This is a genomic window from Vibrio navarrensis (assembly GCF_015767675.1).
GTDB lineage: Bacteria > Pseudomonadota > Gammaproteobacteria > Enterobacterales > Vibrionaceae > Vibrio.
The window spans coordinates 626,448-643,629 of sequence record NZ_CP065218.1 but is presented as its reverse complement, the minus strand read 5'-3'; the positions used below and the strand labels follow the sequence as shown (position 1 = coordinate 643,629).

At 44.4% G+C, this 17,182-nt stretch carries 16 protein-coding genes; 5 read left to right on the top strand and 11 right to left on the bottom strand.

The window, feature by feature from the left end; all coding sequences use genetic code 11:
- The 5 genes from I3X05_RS19570 to I3X05_RS19550 are packed head-to-tail and all read right to left on the bottom strand — an operon-like array spanning position 1 to position 4,577.
- Positions 1-1,020 carry an ABC transporter ATP-binding protein gene (locus tag I3X05_RS19570; RefSeq protein WP_193251307.1) on the bottom strand — a complete coding sequence of 340 codons (1,020 nt, stop codon included), beginning with the start codon at positions 1,018-1,020 and terminating at the stop codon, positions 1-3.
- A complete protein-coding gene (locus I3X05_RS19565; RefSeq protein WP_045568735.1) occupies positions 1,017-1,805 on the bottom strand; it encodes an ABC transporter permease in 789 nt (262 codons plus the stop codon). Before I3X05_RS19565 ends, I3X05_RS19570 begins: the two co-directional genes overlap by 4 nt.
- Positions 1,792-2,694, bottom strand: a complete 903-nt coding sequence (locus I3X05_RS19560; protein ID WP_337971435.1) for an ABC transporter permease — start codon at positions 2,692-2,694, stop codon at positions 1,792-1,794. The genes I3X05_RS19565 and I3X05_RS19560 overlap by 14 nt, the downstream gene beginning before the upstream one ends.
- On the bottom strand, positions 2,691-3,497 hold the full coding sequence (locus I3X05_RS19555; protein WP_337971434.1) for an alkaline phosphatase family protein: 807 nt from the start codon (positions 3,495-3,497) through the stop codon (positions 2,691-2,693). The genes I3X05_RS19560 and I3X05_RS19555 overlap by 4 nt, the downstream gene beginning before the upstream one ends.
- Before the next feature lie 12 nt (positions 3,498-3,509).
- Positions 3,510-4,577, bottom strand: coding sequence for an ABC transporter substrate-binding protein (locus I3X05_RS19550; RefSeq protein ID WP_337971433.1), 1,068 nt, complete (start codon positions 4,575-4,577; stop codon positions 3,510-3,512).
- 204 nt (positions 4,578-4,781) lie between these two features.
- On the opposite strand from I3X05_RS19550, the gene I3X05_RS19545 reads away from it, so the two are divergent.
- The 4 genes from I3X05_RS19545 to I3X05_RS19530 all read left to right on the top strand — a co-directional run bounded on the left by I3X05_RS19545 (position 4,782) and on the right by I3X05_RS19530 (position 9,790).
- Entirely contained in the window at positions 4,782-5,276 is a 495-nt protein-coding gene (locus I3X05_RS19545) for an oxidoreductase (RefSeq protein ID WP_226972209.1), read from the top strand.
- Between the two features lie 3 nt (positions 5,277-5,279).
- Complete coding sequence (locus tag I3X05_RS19540; protein WP_193166774.1) at positions 5,280-7,193, top strand: putative bifunctional diguanylate cyclase/phosphodiesterase; 1,914 nt, start codon at positions 5,280-5,282, stop codon at positions 7,191-7,193.
- Positions 7,194-7,345: 152 nt separating this feature from the next.
- Positions 7,346-8,155, top strand: coding sequence for a phosphate/phosphite/phosphonate ABC transporter substrate-binding protein (locus I3X05_RS19535; protein WP_193277812.1), 810 nt, complete (start codon positions 7,346-7,348; stop codon positions 8,153-8,155).
- A gap of 9 nt (positions 8,156-8,164) precedes the next feature.
- Entirely contained in the window at positions 8,165-9,790 is a 1,626-nt protein-coding gene (locus I3X05_RS19530; RefSeq protein ID WP_193166775.1) for a HAMP domain-containing sensor histidine kinase, read from the top strand.
- A gap of 35 nt (positions 9,791-9,825) precedes the next feature.
- On the opposite strand, the gene I3X05_RS19525 is transcribed toward I3X05_RS19530, so the two are convergent.
- The 6 genes from I3X05_RS19525 to I3X05_RS19500 are packed head-to-tail and all read right to left on the bottom strand — an operon-like array spanning position 9,826 to position 16,220.
- Entirely contained in the window at positions 9,826-11,157 is a 1,332-nt protein-coding gene (locus I3X05_RS19525) for an HD domain-containing phosphohydrolase (protein WP_337971432.1), read from the bottom strand.
- A 10-nt stretch (positions 11,158-11,167) separates the two neighbouring features.
- Positions 11,168-12,781: a GGDEF/EAL-containing response regulator gene (locus tag I3X05_RS19520; RefSeq protein WP_193166776.1), complete on the bottom strand. Its 1,614-nt coding sequence runs from the start codon at positions 12,779-12,781 to the stop codon at positions 11,168-11,170.
- A gap of 17 nt (positions 12,782-12,798) precedes the next feature.
- On the bottom strand, positions 12,799-14,109 hold the full coding sequence (locus tag I3X05_RS19515; protein WP_045568790.1) for a PAS domain-containing sensor histidine kinase: 1,311 nt from the start codon (positions 14,107-14,109) through the stop codon (positions 12,799-12,801).
- 11 nt (positions 14,110-14,120) lie between these two features.
- Positions 14,121-14,705: a chemotaxis protein CheX gene (locus tag I3X05_RS19510; RefSeq protein WP_045568726.1), complete on the bottom strand. Its 585-nt coding sequence runs from the start codon at positions 14,703-14,705 to the stop codon at positions 14,121-14,123.
- Positions 14,702-15,067, bottom strand: coding sequence for a response regulator (locus I3X05_RS19505; protein ID WP_045568725.1), 366 nt, complete (start codon positions 15,065-15,067; stop codon positions 14,702-14,704). Before I3X05_RS19505 ends, I3X05_RS19510 begins: the two co-directional genes overlap by 4 nt.
- A 10-nt stretch (positions 15,068-15,077) precedes the next feature.
- Positions 15,078-16,220: an HDOD domain-containing protein gene (locus tag I3X05_RS19500; protein WP_337971431.1), complete on the bottom strand. Its 1,143-nt coding sequence runs from the start codon at positions 16,218-16,220 to the stop codon at positions 15,078-15,080.
- A gap of 231 nt (positions 16,221-16,451) precedes the next feature.
- Here I3X05_RS19500 and I3X05_RS19495 point away from each other — a divergent pair, with 231 nt between their 5' ends.
- Entirely contained in the window at positions 16,452-17,171 is a 720-nt protein-coding gene (locus tag I3X05_RS19495; protein WP_045568723.1) for a UTRA domain-containing protein, read from the top strand.
- Positions 17,172-17,182: the final 11 nt, after the last annotated feature.

The following is a 17,182-nucleotide window of genomic DNA, read 5'->3' as shown; positions in this document are numbered from 1 at the left end:
TTAAGCTCTCACTGGTTGAATTTCGTTAAGGTTGAACAGCAGTTCCAGTTGGCTGCCGCTGGCCAGTAGTCGCTCTGATGAGCGATTGAGCAAATCGACCGTGAGCTCACATTGGTTGACGTTCACCTGATAGCGGATCACATTGCCGAGCAACTGGTGGCTTTTTATTACCCCAACTTGCGGCGCAGAAATGTGTTGGCCGTACTGTCGGCCGGGCTCCTTAACATAAATCGATTCAGGGCGAATCGCCACTTTCCATTCGGTATCGAGATTAAACAGACGTTTCGCTTGGTTGGCATCGATCAGATTGTAGTGGCCCATAAATCCGGCGACAAACTCATTGACCGGATGAGTGTAAATCGCCTCCGGCGTGCCCGACTGCACAATCTCACCTTTATTCATCAGGAAAATGCGGTCTGAGAGGATCATCGCTTCTTCTTGATCGTGAGTGACAAAAATGGTGGTCAGGTTCATCTCTTTCTGAATATCGCGGATCTGCTGACGCAAGTGTTTACGGATTTTCGCATCCAGCGCAGAAAGCGGCTCATCGAGTAACAGAATGCGGGGTTTGACCACTAAGGCGCGCGCCAGTGCTACGCGTTGACGCTGCCCACCAGAGAGTTGATGCGGGTAGTGTTGCTCTTTGCCGTTGAGCTCTACTAGTTCAATCACTTTCGCCACTTCACGTTGGATAGCATCAGCAGGCATCTTCTTCATTTTCAGGCCAAAGGCGATATTGCCAGCCACAGTCAGATTGGGAAACAGCGCATAGGATTGAAACACCATGCCGATACCGCGTTGCTGCGGTGTTTGCTGAGTGATGTTTTCTCCATTGACCCAGATCTCGCCATCATCCAGGCTTTCTAAGCCAGCCAGGCTGCGCAACAAGGTCGATTTACCACAACCACTAGGACCAAGCAGGGTGACAAACTCGCCTTGTTCAATCTGAAACTGAATGTTCTCAAACACCTTGTTGTCAGCAAAATATTTGGTGAGTTGATTGGCGGTAACGTAGCTCATGAGTGAGTTCCTCGGCTAAAACGACTGGCGAGCCAAGTCAGCAAAAAGATAAATAGGAAATAGGTCATCACCAGCGCGGAGGTAAAATGGCCGCTAGTCTGGCGCATGTTGTAAAGATAAATCTGCAAGGTTTCATAGCGGGTGCCCACCAAAATATTGGCAAAGACAAATTCCCCCAGCAGGAATGAAAAAGAAAGAAACAGCGAAGCCATTAATCCTTTCTTGAGATTTGGCAACACCACCAGCAAAAACGCTTGGGTGGTGCTTGCACCGAGCAGGTGCGCGGCATCCATCAGATCGCGCAGATGGATAGCGGCGAAATTGTTGGCGATGGCGCGATACATAAAAGGCAGCGCAATGGTGAAGTAAGTGCCCACTAAAATCCAAGGCGTGCCAACCAGTGCAATCTCGCTGTCCGCATAAAGCTGCAAAAGACCGACAGAAGAGACTACCGGAGGCACAGCAAAAGGCAGCAAGATGAGCATATTCATCACCTTGTCGAGTTTAGGAAAGTAGTAGAACACCACGAAAATCGCGGGCAACACTAACACCACGCTCAACAGTAATGCCAAGAGACAGATAAAGAGCGAACGGCCAAAAGCATCGAGAAAACGCTGATCGCTGAGCAGCTTGATGTACCAGTCCAAGGTAAATCCATCGGGCAAAATGGTCGCGCCCCAGCGTGATGAAAGCGAGTACACCAAAGTCGCGACAATGGGGATCAGCATCAAACCGACGATAGTGGTGACGACGGCTTGGTCAAAAGTGCGGTTATGCTTTGGCATCTTGCTTTCTCCCTAGGTAACTTTTGCTGATCAACCACTGATTGATGATGGTAATCAGCGCTAAAAGCACCATCACTAGGACCGAAATGGCCGCCGCGAGATTGGGCTCAAGAAACAGATCGCCCGACACTAAGCTGGCGATGCGGATAGTGATCAAATTGTAGTTGCCAGAGGTGAGCGCATAAACGCTGGCGTATGCGCCAATCGCGTTGGCGATCAAAATGATGAAAGTGCCCAGCAGCGCAGGAGATAGGACAGGCAGCGCTATTTTGAGCCAATATTGCCAAGTTTTGGCTCCCAGCAGAGCGGCTGCAGCTTGCCAATCGTCGCTCATTGCGTCGAATGCGGGGTAGAGCAGCAAGGTGGCTAGAGGGATCTGAAAGTAGATGTAAATCGCCAGCAAACCCCATTTGCCGTATAAGTCAAACTCGCCCAGCAAACCATATTGTTTCAATAGCAAAGTGAGCGCGCCGTTGGTGCCGAGAATAATGATGAAAGCGAAGGCGAGTGGCACACCAGCAAAGTTGCTGCTCATATTGGTAAAGGCGATCACGCCATCACGTAGCACACTGTTGACTCGGCGCAGCGAGGAAACCAGAAGAGTGGCAATAGCTAAGCCAATCAGGCTTGACCAAAACCCCAACCAGATGCTGTTACTAAAGGCCTGACGCATGAACGCCGAATCAAGAATTTCAACATAGTTCTCTAACGAGAGGCTTTCATCGTAAATAAAGCTGTTACAAAGCACCCAAACCATCGGGGCCAGTTGGAACAGATAGAAAAACAGGGCAAATGGCGCCAACCATAATGCGGGTTTAAAACGAGAAAATCGGCGAAGCGTGGTGTGCTTGGTGGCGGATTTACTCTGAGGAATAACAGAACTGCTCATAGTGCTAATAGTGCCTGTGGATAAGGTTTTTGGTGCTCAAGGCCAAGTAACTGGCAGACGGCACCACAAAGCTCGGTTTGTTGGATGTCACACTCGCGGTGGCTAAAGTGCTTGCCAAGCACAAATAAAGGAACTTCACGCTCCTCGCGCAAAATGCCGCCGTGGGAGAGATCGTTGTTCATGCCGTGATCGCTCGTGATGAGAACTTGATAGCCCTCGGTGAGCCAAGTATCGAGATAATGGGAGAGATAGCCGTCGGCCATGCGCGCACTGTTGCGGTATTGGCGTGAATCCAAACCATGCTTGTGGCCCATGTCGTCAATATTCATTGGATGGATCAACAAGAAATCGGGCTGATAGCGGCGGCGCAAATAGTCGCCATCGAGAAACAAGGCTTCATCGGGGTAGTGATCCCAATGATAAAAACAGCCGTGCTGGATGTTGAGGTTGTCATCGTCGGTGAAGCGATCGCGCACAGCATCATAAGGAGCGCGGTTGTACAGTTCACTGACCCAGTGATAAGCGGCCGCTGCGGTCACTTTGCCCTGATTCTTTGCCAAGCTGAAAATCGATTCCTGCTGCGAAAGGCGCACAATTTGGTTATGCACGATGCCGCTGTCGACAGGGCGAACGCCAGTGAGTAAGCACTCGTAGAGCGGGCGAGAGAGTGACGGGAGTTCACAGTGCAGTTTATAAAGCGTTGCGCGTTGCTGTTCTATCAGGCCATTCAGGTAGCCCATGCAATCACGGGCTACCTGATAGTTGAGTCCATCTAGAACAACCAAGATCACTTTGCTGTTCATGAAAAATGGCCTCTATTGCTGGTGGATCAGAACGCTTTCTTGCCATTGACGCGGCAGTTTGCGCGCCGATTTTTCCCACGCATTGAAATCTTGTACCGGGTGCACGTTGCGGTACTGATCATCCGCAATCAGCTTATCTTGCACCGATTTTGGCAGAGTCACGTTGCTGCGAATAGGGCGTGCGTAGCCTTCGGCAAGGTTGATCTGGCCCTGATCGCTGAAGATGTACTCACGTGCCAACTTGGCGGCGTTCGGGTTCTTCGCGTACTTGTTTATGATGGTGGTGTAGCCGGAAATAACCGAACCGTCTTGTGGAATGTTCACGCTAAAGCGTGAGCGGTCAATTTGGTCACGGTAGTTGAGCGCGTTGAAGTCCCACAAAATGGCCACTTCCACTTCGCCTTTTTCAAGGTTGGCAATGCTTGGGTCGGTAAACGATAAACGGCCTTGTTTTGCCAGCTTCGCGAAGAAGTCCAGTGCTGGTTTGAGGTTACTTTCGTCACCACCGTTGGCAAACGCCGCCGCTAATACCGCGTTGTTGGCTTGCGCTGCTACGCCTACATCACCAACCGTCACTTTGTAATCCCCTTTTAGGATATCATCCCAAGATTTAGGGGAATTTTTAACCAAGTTATTGTTGGAAATAAAAGAGATTGTGCCGGTGTAAGCCAGAGCCCAGTGACCATCTTTGTCTTTCGCCCAATCCGGAATGTCATTCCAAGTGGTCGGTTTGTAGGGCTGAGTGACGCCTTTATTGACCGCAACACGAGCAAAAGCAAAGCCCACATCACCGATATCCGCGGTGGCGTTTTTCTTCTCTGCTTCAAACTTGGCGATCTCTTGCGCCGAGCTCATGTCGGTATCTTGATGCTTCAAGCCATAGTTGGCCTTTAAGTCTGTCCAAGTGCCTTTCCAGTTGGCCCAACTGTCTGGCATCCCGACACTGTACACCGCCCCTTCTTTTTGCGCGGCTTCAATCAGAGATTGCAGATCCGCCTGTTTTGCGATGGCGTGCGTCGATAGCGAAGCAGCGATCAGCGTAACCGATAGCGCCGTAGAACGACTAAGCAAAGTTTTCATTGTCTCCATCCTTTTGGACTAGGTCAGTAAGTTCGTTTTTTATCCTAGGGAGGGAGTGTGACGATTTAGCGCAAGTTGTTTGACAGTTTTGTGTCGTTTCGGTTGCGCCAGAGGACTTTAAACCAACTGTGTTTGCGGATCAAACAAAGTGTTTCTATCTTTATTGAAGAGATTCACTGCTTTCATTTAAAAGGAATTTAGAACATGAAATTGATAGAAAGAATGGTTATCCAATATTCATCGTATGCTATCATTTCCATTATTATTCTCTTTGGGGTCAATGCCTACTCGGCAGAGCGTGTTGTATTAAGCATCGTGAATGGAGAGCAGACACACCATTTTACCATGCAAGATCTTGACGACTTGCCGAAGAGTGAAATTATAACAACAACCCCTTGGACAGGAGAAAATACGGTTTTTGAAGGAATATCAGCAGCAACACTACTCAAGATTATTGGCGAATCAAAAGCAAGCTTGAAAGTCACTGCATTGAATAATTACTGGGCAATGATCCCGAGCGAAGATATAGATAAATATAATCCGATATTAGCGATAAGAAAAGATGATAAATTAATGAGTGTTCGTGACAAAGGACCTGTATGGGTTATCTACCCATTAAGTGATTTCAAAGAAGAAAAAAATGAGGTTCTACATAGTAGAATGGTATGGCAAGTTGACAAAATTGATATTGAAAAATAAATTATGACTAAGGGCATTATTTATTTCCTAGTGATAATTTTAGGCGTGTCAGGATTTTTTATCTCGGCTTTTGTTAAGTTTAATGACACGTTTAGTATGATGACCAAGCATACACAATTATCTGCTTGGGCATTAGCGCAACTTGAGATAGAAACACTAGAATTTATTAATGAGCTAAACATTTTTCTGATAAAAAAAGACTCATCAAGAAGCGAGCTCAACTTACGCTACGATATTTTATGGAGTCGATATGAAACATTTTTGACTAGTGATGAAACTAAAGATATTAGAAGCTTATATGACTCTGAACGTGTGGTTATTAATGCTTTTAATTCTTTAAAAAAATATGAAAATGCTATACTAACAGGGAATATGGATAATCTTAGCCGTCTGAGTGACGAATTGGACAGTATGACTCCTGAAATAAGAAATCTTATGATTGCAAATTTTACCGGAGAAAGCTCAATACAAAAGCTAGCTGTGCTAGAAGAAAATAAATCTAGTGTTGTTTTCAATTTGATGGTAATAATGATAATCATAATTTTTCTAACATACAAACTTTATCGGGATGCTAGAGCGCAAGAGTTCATTGCTTGGTATGATCCGTTAACAAAGCTAAAAAATAGAAACTATCTATTGAAAAATATAGATGAATATAGAGATTCAAATGTAGAACATACGATTATACTATTAGATATCGACAATTTTAAAGAAATCAACGATGCTATTGGTTACGATTATGGAGACCAAGTTCTTATTACTTTATCTTCCTTGTTAAAAAAGTACAAAAAATCCAAGAATATTGAATGTGTTCGCATCGGTGCAGATGAATTCTCTATTGTGATTACCAAATCTGATGTAAATATTGAAACTTACGCTAAATTACTACTTGATGATTTAAACTATCTCATATCAAAGCTTGATCCGTCGAAGAGAACAAAAATTTCCATGGGGATAGCGAATAGCCTTGATACTACATCGATAAACGAAAGTTTAACGGGCTTTTCTAGTACAACACTCAATAATGCAGACGTCGCTTTAAATATCGCCAAGAAAAGTAAGTTGGATAAATTGATTTTTTTCAAGAAGGAAATTGCTATTGAGCATCGTAAGAAAAGACGGTTATCAGAAGATCTATTTGCACTGCTAAAAAGAGATCAGCAGAGTGAGATCTACATGCTTTATCAGCCAATCATCTTGAGAGACAAGCAGCGCCTTGGCTGTGAAGCGCTCATTCGTTGGAATCATCCTACTTTTGGATTCATCCATCCAGAATATCTGATTAAAATTGCAGAAGAGTCCGGATTAGCCAAAAGATTAGGCCAGTGGATTATGCAGCAGGTTTATATCGCCTTGGATAAGCAATGGGTAGAATTTAACACTCGCTTGGAGGTGGCGATCAATTTGTCAGATTCGTTATTTGATGAGGATTTAATCTTGGCGGTGAAAAGAATTTTCGCAAAAGATCGCAACTATCTCAAATCGATTATTCTAGAAATAACTGAAACCATGACACTGGATGATATCAACAGAAGTCAGAGAATCATTGAATCTCTATCCGAATTAGAAGTTCGCCTTTCACTAGATGATTTTGGGACTGGTTGGTCATCACTTAGTACTTTAAATCAATTAAATTTCAATAAATTAAAAATAGACAAATCGTTTGTCAGAGAGATAGCAACGCAAGAGAATCAACAATACTTTGTTTCCTCCATTGTTACACTCTCTCACCAACTTGGGATAAAAGTGGTTGCTGAGGGGGTAGAGCAACAAGAGCAATGGTTGAAACTTGTTGAGCTGGGGGTTGATGAGTTTCAAGGTTATCATTTTGCAAAACCGATTGATGCTGAACAGTTCCTTGTTTTTTGCACCGCTTACTTCGATATTGAGCCATTATCCCGTCAAACCTTGTCCTGAAAAGGGAGGTGGAATGAGTTTTGTATTTTGTCATCGCTTCATTTGTATCTTGCCTGTTCTGATCTCGCTAACAATAACAGCGATTAGAATGGATAATTTTCATAAATATCCTACATTTAATAGATAAATCAGGTAGAAAGTGGATGTTCTCGATGAATGTTAAGCTCCTTTTAATGTGTGTGCTTTTACCGTTTTCCGTTTGCTCTGAAGAGATTACGTTTGGCATTGTTCCCCAGCAATCGGCAACCACGTTAGCGAAGCGCTGGGGGCCGATATTACAAGCGGTTTCAGAATCGACAGGCCATGAGATTGTGTTTCGTACCACTAAAGACATCCCGGAATTTGAAAAACAGCTGCTCAAGGGCGAGTTTGACATCGCTTACATGAACCCTTACCACTACACCGTCTTTCATCAAACGCCCGGTTACCAAGCGTTTGCTAAACAGAAAGACAAAATGATTCGAGGTTTGATCGTGGTACAAAAAGGCAGTGTGTTAGACAGCATCAGCAAGTTGAATGGCAAGACGGTCGCTTTTCCTTCGCCAGCCGCTTTTGCGGCCAGTGTGCTGCCGAAAGCGGCGTTAGAACAACGCGGCATTAAAGTGAAACCCATGTATGTTTCTTCACACGATTCGGTCTACCTCAATGTTGCCAGGGGTGTGGTTGAGGCGGGTGGTGGTATAGAGAGAACACTAAATAATATTCAGCCAGAGGTGCGAGAGCAGCTATCGGTACTATGGCGAAGTGAAGCCTACACCCCCCACGCGTTTGCCTATCATCCGAATTTATCGATAGACGTTGTGCAGCAGATTCAAACCGCGCTCATTGAATTGGCCAATACAGAAGAGGGCGCCATGCTGTTAAAGGCGATCAATTTCAGCGGCATCGCAGCTGCAAAAGATCAAGATTGGGACGATGTCCGCGCCCTCAACATCACCTCTTTAGAACACTTAATCAACTAGAAGGTCAAGATGTCACTCAGGTTGAAAACGATCATAGGTGTTGCACTGATTGAGGCAATCTCACTAGCGATCTTGGTATCCTTGACCTTGAACTATTTGAAAACCACGAACTATGACGGCCTCAATCAACGGGTTATATCAACGACGCGCTTGCTGGAATACACCGTCAAGAATGCGGTGTTGTCATACGACTTAGCGACCATTGAATCGCTCACCCAAGAGCTGGTGACCGAAAGTGACATTGTCTATGTCGCGGTATTTGGCGAGGGAGGACAACTGCTCTCAGAGCAAGGTCAAACCCCAAGTGGCTACAGTGTGCGAATTTTAGAAGAGTCCTCCAAACAGGTAAAAGATGGCATATTTGATGTAAAACAAGACATTAGAGAGGCGGGAATCACCTTTGGTTCGGTCTGGCTTGGCTTTGACATGACGAAACTGAATAGCCAGATCAAGGAAGCGCAGAAGTGGACAGCTATTATTGTCTTGGGTGAAATGTCGTTGGTGGCCTTGTTTTCCTATATTTTGGGGGCTTATTTAACTAAGCGTTTGACACAATTGAGAGATGCCGCAGACCAGATCGCTAATGGTCACAGAGAAGTCGATTTGAATATTGCGGGTAAAGATGAGGTATCTACTGTATCTCAAGCCTTTGTCAATATGGTGGAAAGGCTCGCCATTTCGGAGAAGAAAACCGTTCAATACCAACAGCAACTTGAGCAAGCCAACGAATCCTTGGAGAGCAAAGTAGCGCAAAGAACGCAAGCCTTGCTTGAGTCGAATAGAAAGTTAACAAAGTTGAATCAAGAACTTAAATCGACACAAGAGAAGCTGGTGGAGTCGGAAAAAATGGCCTCAATTGGTACTATGGCGGCGGGCTTTTCCCATGAAATTAATAACCCCATTGGGGTTGTAAATAGCAATTTGCAAGTGAGCCTTGAATATCTTTCCGTTTATCAAAATTGGATCGCTTTACTGAAAGAGCAGGATAAAATGGTTGATTTAGAAGTACTTAAACAATGGGAAAAGAACCATCATGTACAATATCTTCACCAAGATTTTAAAGAGTGTCTTTTGGAGACCAAACAGTGCGTTGATAGAGTGAAAGGTTTGGTCGATGCATTGCAGAAATACTCAGCAAATAGTCATGAAGGTAGCACAGACTTTCAACCAATCGAGCTGTTTGAGTTAGTTCATCAAGCACTGTCAAACATACAAGTTGCAAAGAATGTGGAAATAAATATTCATTCATCGGTGACTAAAGCGCCTCTCGTATTAGGGTCAAACAGTGAATTGGTTAAACTTTTTATCGAGCTGATCAAAAATGCGGTTAATTCGTGCTCTTGCTTGAAAGACAGAAATGGACATATTCAGATTAAGGCAAAGCAGATAGGCAATTTCTGCCTTGTCGATATTGAAGACAATGGTGTCGGAATAAAACGCGAGTGGTTGAAGCGTTTGTTTGATCCCTTTTTTACCACAGCAGAAGTTGGGCATGGGATGGGCTTGGGGCTAACTTATTGTTACGATATTATTAAGCATCATGAAGGTGAAATTGAGATTAAAAATAGGGAAGAGCATGGTGCTGTTGTTACCCTCACTCTTCCCTGTGTTGCTGCGACGAAAATCAGCCAATAACCTAACTGATCAATATTGCCCTGAATTAGTAAAAATTAGATAAAGATGGCTAAAGGCAGGTGAGTTTCTTTCTCGATCTCTTTTAATTTTTCCAGCATATGGTATGTAATTTTGCTGCCTGCTGTGAGCATCAACTTGCCGTTGGGCAGATATAAATCTTCCTTCAAAACACTGCCCACTTTGAGTTCTTCTAGGCTGACGCAGCGATCAATATCAATATCAGCCATCTGCTTCTCAGCGAATTTGACAAACAGATCCGCGATATCTGGGTCAAACATTTCACCCGCTTGGCTTTTAATAAATAGTCTCGCACTTTTGGTTTTCATCCGATGGGGATTACGCATATTGGCGACGAGAAAATCATAGCTTTTCACTATCTTCAAGATGCGTGCGCCGACAGGAATTGCGTTCGCCTTCAGGTGATCTGGCTTGCCTGTCCCATCAAAGTGTTCGTCTTGATGGCGTATGATCTCTACGAGAGGTTGAAAACGTTTTATCTGACTGATGAGCTCGGCTCCGACCACTGGGTTGCAATGCGGAAGGTGGGGAAGCTCTTTATTTTGCTCTTCATTTTGTTCTAAGTTGAGCTCCATAGGCTCCTCTTCAACGGAGCGAATTAAGCCTATCTCATGCAGTAAACCAGCGAGATAGATATGCGAGATTTCACTGTCGCTGAGATGGAGCTTTTTGGCGATTGCTCGCGATATTTCAGCGATGCGTAAGCTGTGTTCGTTATTGTTGCCCGTTGCTCGTTGAATAATCGCTGAGAGCGTCGCTAAGATATCTTTAAAGGTTTGGGTGCGACTATTGAGCAGCGCTTGTAATTTCTTGTTGGCTAATTCCAACATTTCTGTCCGCTCTTTCACCTTTTCTTCAAGGCTTTGATTGAGTTCCTCTAGTTCAACATTTTTCACGGCCAATGCAGCCGTCAGCTCTCGCTTCTCTCTTTTCAACTGAAATAATTCGGCTGCTTTTGCGATGGTTTCTTTAAGTAGCTGATTGTCCCAAGGTTTGGAAAGGTAGGTGTGTATGCCGCCTTCATTGACGGCTCTTACCGTAGACTCCATATCACTGTAACCCGTCAGTAAAAGGCGGATCGAATCAGGGCTGCGTTCACGTGCTAAACGAAGAAATTCGGCGCCGTCCATTTCAGGCATGCGCATGTCAGAAATGATGATCGGGGGATGGTCTTGATCAAGATAAGCGAGCGCTTCTACGCCACTGGTAAAACTCACCACGTCGTAATCGAATCTCAGCACCCGTGTGAGGGATTTGAGAATGTCTGCTTCGTCATCGACCAGCAGAATAGACAGCTTCGTGCTCTCTTCCGCACTATCAAGGGGATCTTTTTCTGCCGTATCGTTCATAGATGATTCCTTAATAACTAGCGAGGAACGTTAAAAAATCGTCACAAGGTAGTGGAGGACTAACCCAATATCCTTGTATTCGAGTACAGCCATGCTCTTTTAAATAATTATACTGAAATTTATTTTCCACCCACTCGGCAACGATAGACATATTTAGCGAAGTTGCGCTATCTGTGATGGATTTCAAAATAACGTCATCGGACTCACTCTCTCCTAAACAGCGGATGAAGCGTCCATCAATTTTAACCACATCAAAAGGGATTTCTTTTAGCGATTCAAAACCAGAGTAACCCGTGCCAAAATCGTCGATTGCGCAGCGCACGCCAGCGGTTTTCAGCAGTTTGATCTGTTCACTCATCCTAGGAAAAGAGACGATTTTCTCTGTCTCTAGAATTTCAAGTTCTAACAGATCTATCCCTATAACCCACTCACCGTTTTCATTGTGCAGACACTGTTTTACATAGCCGGACTCAACTTGTGCGGCAGTGACATTCACGCTAACACGGATTGAAAGCTGTTGTTGTTTGAGCCGTGAGATTAACTGTAGCGACTGATTAAGCATGCGCTCGGTTAATCTATCCAATAAATCATATTTTTCCATCAAAGGTAAAAATTGTGCGGGGTTTAAGATCTTCCCATGTTCTCCCTTTTGGCGGGCGAGTGCTTCACAGCAATCAATTTTACCGGTTGCCAGATTTAATTGAGGTTGAAAATAAGCGACGAAATTGTTTGAGCGAAGATCTTTGATAATTAGTGATAATTCGGAAAATTCTCTAACGTTTTCGTTCGGTAATTGATCGTTTAGCCAATAGGTATGATTATCGATAGGTGATGCGTCGAGTTTTCTTCGGGCAATTTCTTCCGCACAAATCGTATTCCACGAGTAGGCATCGCTTAGGTAAATACTAACCTGAATACGTGTTTCAATTTTTGATGATGCAAAACTCGACTCCTCTAGATTGAATATTAACTCGTAACCAGAGTGATGGTATTCAACAAAGGTGAAAAATTTATCTTCATAGCGATACCACACGAGTTTTTCTGATTTAGGGATGGCCTTGGCGATATCATGAATAAAGTCATTTGCTTCCATGACGCCATACTGGTCATTAAATTTTCGCATGGATTGAATATCCAGCATCACTAAAAGCCAAGGTTTGCAACGGTACTCTTTTATTTTTTCAATATGGTTATTTAAAGCAAAAATATTTTTAAGTTGAGTGAGTCTGTCTCGGTTTCGTGTTTTACTTTGGATATCTAGCACATTTTCGATAACCGAGGTTAGTTCATCGTTGTCCCAAGGTTTTCCTAAATATCGTGTCAGTGCACCAGTATTAAAGGCATTGGTCACCCGCTCGAAATCTGCTTGCCCAGAGAGCATGATGGTGGCTACTTCAGGAAAGTCAGATTTTATTCTTGCCACCAGTTCTGAACCGTCCATTTCAGGCATTCTAAAATCGGTAATCACCAGATTAATATTTTGATTTTGCATTAAAATCTTAATGGCGTCAGCCCCTGACTGAGCAGTGTAGATATGCCCAACTTTTCGTCGCAATTGCCGTTCCAAAGACTTTAGGATCAGCGGTTCGTCATCGACAAGGAGTATTTCTGCATAATCGATCATAAGTGTCCATCCATCTTCTACTTCGAAGTGTCCTGCTGTGGTTTTTGATTGATAGGGAGCAGAATCGTAAAGGTTGAACCTTTTCCTACTTCACTCTCAACTTCGATTTTCCCTTTGTGCTTGGCGACTATGCCGTAAGAGACGGATAACCCTAATCCTGTGCCAGAGCCAACTGGTTTAGTGGTGAAAAAAGGATCAAAAATGGAACTTAGAATTTCTTGTGGAATTCCACTGCCTGTATCGGCAATTTTAATCGAGACAGAATCATCGTCGTGTTTATCGAGGAAAATAGATATTTTCCCTTTCCCTTCGATCGCATGACAGGCGTTGACAAGTATATTGAGGAAGACTTGATTTATTTGCATTGGTTGGCAATATACTTCAGGAACGCCTTTCGAGAAGTGTTTCTCTACCTCAATATTGTACTTTACTTCATTATTTATGATTTTAAGTGTCGACTCTAGTCCGTGTTCTAAATTGCTGTAATTCCACTCAGAACTGTCTATATGAGAAAACTCTTTGAGGTTTTTAACAATAGCCATGACCCGGCCCGAACCTTCCAAAGATTCTTGAATAAGATCCGAAAGATCATCGAGAATATAGGTAAGATTAATTTTCTTTTCTGCTTTCTCTTTGCTTTCGATAATCGTTTCACTCTCACAATTATTTATCAATGTGTTTAGCTGTTGAATATGATTTTTTACCGTCGAAAAATAATCCTCCAATGTCTGTAAATTAGAAGTAATAAAGCCGATTGGATTATTGATCTCATGCGCTATTCCCGCAGAGAGTTGACCAATCGAGGCCATTTTTTCTGATTGTAGCAACTGGCTTTGTGCCAGTTTTAGCTTATTTAAGGCATCTTCGAGTTGATGCTGTTCATTGTTCAGCTTGACGGTCAACTCTTTTAGGGAATGGTGCTGAGCGGCTTGCAGGGTGACATCATGGATACAAAGACAGACGTGTTCCAATGAGCCGTCGTCGTTGTGAATAGGCAGAACCTCGATATTCTGAAACATTCGGTCTTCAGAACCGGAAATTGGCCGCGAAGTGTAAAAAGGCAAAACATGAGGAGCCTGCTCCCAAGATGAGAAAGTGGGTGACTCAATCATAAAGGCAGTGTCAATTTTCCGTTTGAGGAAATGCTGCGATTCTGGATATTTGTCTAACAGATTTTGGCCGACTAATTCGCTAGTTGTCGCTTTCGATCGCGTGACAAAGTACTCATTGACCATGGCAATGGTGTAATCACGACGAACGATGCAAATCGCGACAGAGAGCTGATTGACCAGATCAGAAAGCATCAATTTTGGCTTGATATTCGACATGTTTTTCCCTGCTATATCCATGCATCTAGTTTTTCAATCACTTGACTAAAGCCGCTGTCTGCAAAGCAAATCACGGTTTTGGTTTCGAACTCAAAGGACTCAATGAGAAACGAGACCTGCAAAATAATCGTATGCTGCCATTTATCTTTTGGTAGAGTGAAATCGTCAGGATCCAAGAGAACCGGTGGTTGAACTCTGGCTTTCAGTTCGATCTGGTTACACAACCCTTGAATACTGGCACCAGAAAGGATGTTAGATACTTCCAAAAGGCAGTCGGCGAGGAGGTTATCGGAAAGGGCATCGTTATCATCAAGACGCCACATATTTTTTGCCAGTTCCTTGCCCCCTTTTCGGCTGAGAAGGGTCAGTACCTCGCCTTGCATTTGGCCAAAAAACGATTGCTGGGTGTAATAGTACTCTTGGTTTTGCTTTAGAATGTTGTTGAGCTCTTCATGAGAGGCAATGCTGATATTGGGCACCGTGAGCGTAACGTGCAAATTGAGTAAGTTGGCCAATTTATTGGCCGCTTTGCCCATCGATATGTTGAGAAATTCTTTTAGCGAATCTTCATGGTCGGGTGTAAATGCATGATTCATAGTAAACCGACCTCCTTTAGAACAGACTCCAGCTCTGGTGCCTCTAGAGGCTTTTGGAGAAATTTAACCGCGCCCAGCTCCAGCGCCTTTTGCTGAGAGGTCGGCTGTATATCGGCACTAATGACAAAAACAAAATTTCTCGCGGCAATTTTTTTCAGTTCAGCCAACACCATAAACCCATCCATCACGGGCATCGTCAGATCCAAAAACATCACGTCGGCTTTGCCATCTTTATAAAGTTGAATTGCTTCTTCGCCATTTTGCGCTTCATGAAGATTCTCTTTAAATTGCTCGGGCAGTGCCCGGATAACCGCCTTTCTCGACATTTTTGAATCATCAACCACAGCTACAGATATCGACATATCACTCTCCTTAAGGCGTATCGGCTAAAATCGATTCAATGACATTTTTATTTTGTTCAGGTAAGGAGCGCAGAAATGTCTCCATACTGTTGCTCGTTTCTGACTCCATCCAGCGCATGGCGAGCAATAAAACTTGGCTATCGATATTCTTGCCAGAAAGATCTTGCTCTCGACCAATGCGAAGGATGCTCTCCGCCATATCAACGCTGTAGCCCCACAATATCAGTATATAGCTGCAGATCACGAGGCTGTCTTTGTAGCCGCATTCAAATGAGTAAAACTCTTCTAATTGATCGGGTGCAGCACCTTTTTCTAGCAATACCAACTCTCCAATCGAGCAGAATAGCGTCATGAGATAGATCTTTTCTTGCTCTCGGGTAGGCAGATGAAGACGTTCAGATAAGGCTTTGCTTTTTTCTGCGGCGTTGAGATAGCGGTTGACGATTTGTTGATGAATAAGCGGATCGAGCTGTTTAAAGCTTTTCTGCGTGAGCATTATGTTGGCAACCGCTTCGACCATCGCCAAGCCAAGGCGTCTGATAGACTCAGTGAGTGAACTTGTTCTGACCTGAAAACCGAGATAGGCCGAATTGGCGAGTTGTACCAGCCTTGCTGCCAATGGTGGCTCTCTATTTACTAGATCTGACACGTCCTGTATCGATGCTTCCGGGCGGAGAATGCATTGTCTAATTTGCAAAATAGTGCGAGGCAACACAGGCAGATCTTCTATCTCAGCAAGCTTGGCCCGGCACGCAGTGGAAAAGGGCATCTGTTTGAGCCGTTCGGCACTATTGAGCACATGAACGAAGTCTTCCTCCGAAAAGGGCTTGGGAAGCATGAAATGTACCGAAGAATTGAGCAGAACACTGGCTTCTTTGCTGGTGTCACCGGTGATTAACGCTCGGATGGAATCTGGGTAGATTTGGCTTGCTTGCTTTAACAGCTCATCGCCCTGAAGGTTTGGCATCAGCAGATCACTGATGATGAGCTCGGGTTGATGGTCGACTTCTGCGGCGGCTTCTTGCCAGCATTGAGGGTCGTTGACCAAGGTGAAATGCCAATCTGGCCGGAGACGGCGCAGCATCCTACCTGCTGCTTTTAGCATCAGCTCATCGTCGTCAATGAACATCACGTGTAAGGCCGAACCACTCATTACCACCTCTAAAGTCTTAGATTATCATGCAGATAAGTCGTGCATTACTTTTAGCATAGACTACAATTCGAGCAGTTGAGAAAGCGATTAGTACATTTGTGAAACATCGGAAGAGGCCCAAAAGAGATCATTAGAGAAACGACGGTGATTGCCCAACTTAACCCAGCGTCATATTTCTGTTATCTGCTCGCTTTACCTTGTTAAAGAAAAACGCAATGGACTCGATCAGCAATGAGCACTCAACAAACCACTCAACTAGGCAGGATAAAAAGCACCATTCGCGCACAGATCAACGCTGGCGTATGGTTTCAAGGGCAAAAGTTGCCCTCAGAGCGCGAATTGAGTGGACTCTTTGCTACCACGCGTATCACCATCAAAGACGCTTTGGTCTCACTGGAAACGGAAGGGCTGATATACCGTGAAGAGCGCCGCGGTTGGTATGTCTCACCGGAGCGAATTTGTTACAACCCTCTTTCCCGCTCGCATTTTCATCAAATGGTGCGAGATCAGCATCGTATTGCTGAAACCCGTTTGCTGCATGTGAGCCGCGAAATGGCGCGTGGTGAGTACGCCAACGTGCTTGAAATAGAGGCAACGACACCAATTTATGTGATTGAACGGCTACGTTTTATTGATGGACGTGTGGTGCTGTTTGTGGAAAATGTGCTTAAAGCAGCGCTCTTCCCCGCCATCTTGCAGGAGAATCTGACAGGCTCCTTGACGGGGCTTTATCGGCAGAAATATGGTTACGAGACTCACCGTTCACGCTTTGAGGTGGTTCCGACTTCAGCACCAGCCCACGTAGCCAAAGCGCTCAATTTGGCCCAAGGGCAGCCTGTACTCAAGATATGTCGAGTTAACTACAAGCAAGATGGTGAGTTAATCGACTGCGAATTTGAATATTGGCGACCTGATGCGGTGATGATTCGCATTGATAGTCTGAATGAGTAGTGGCGAAGTCC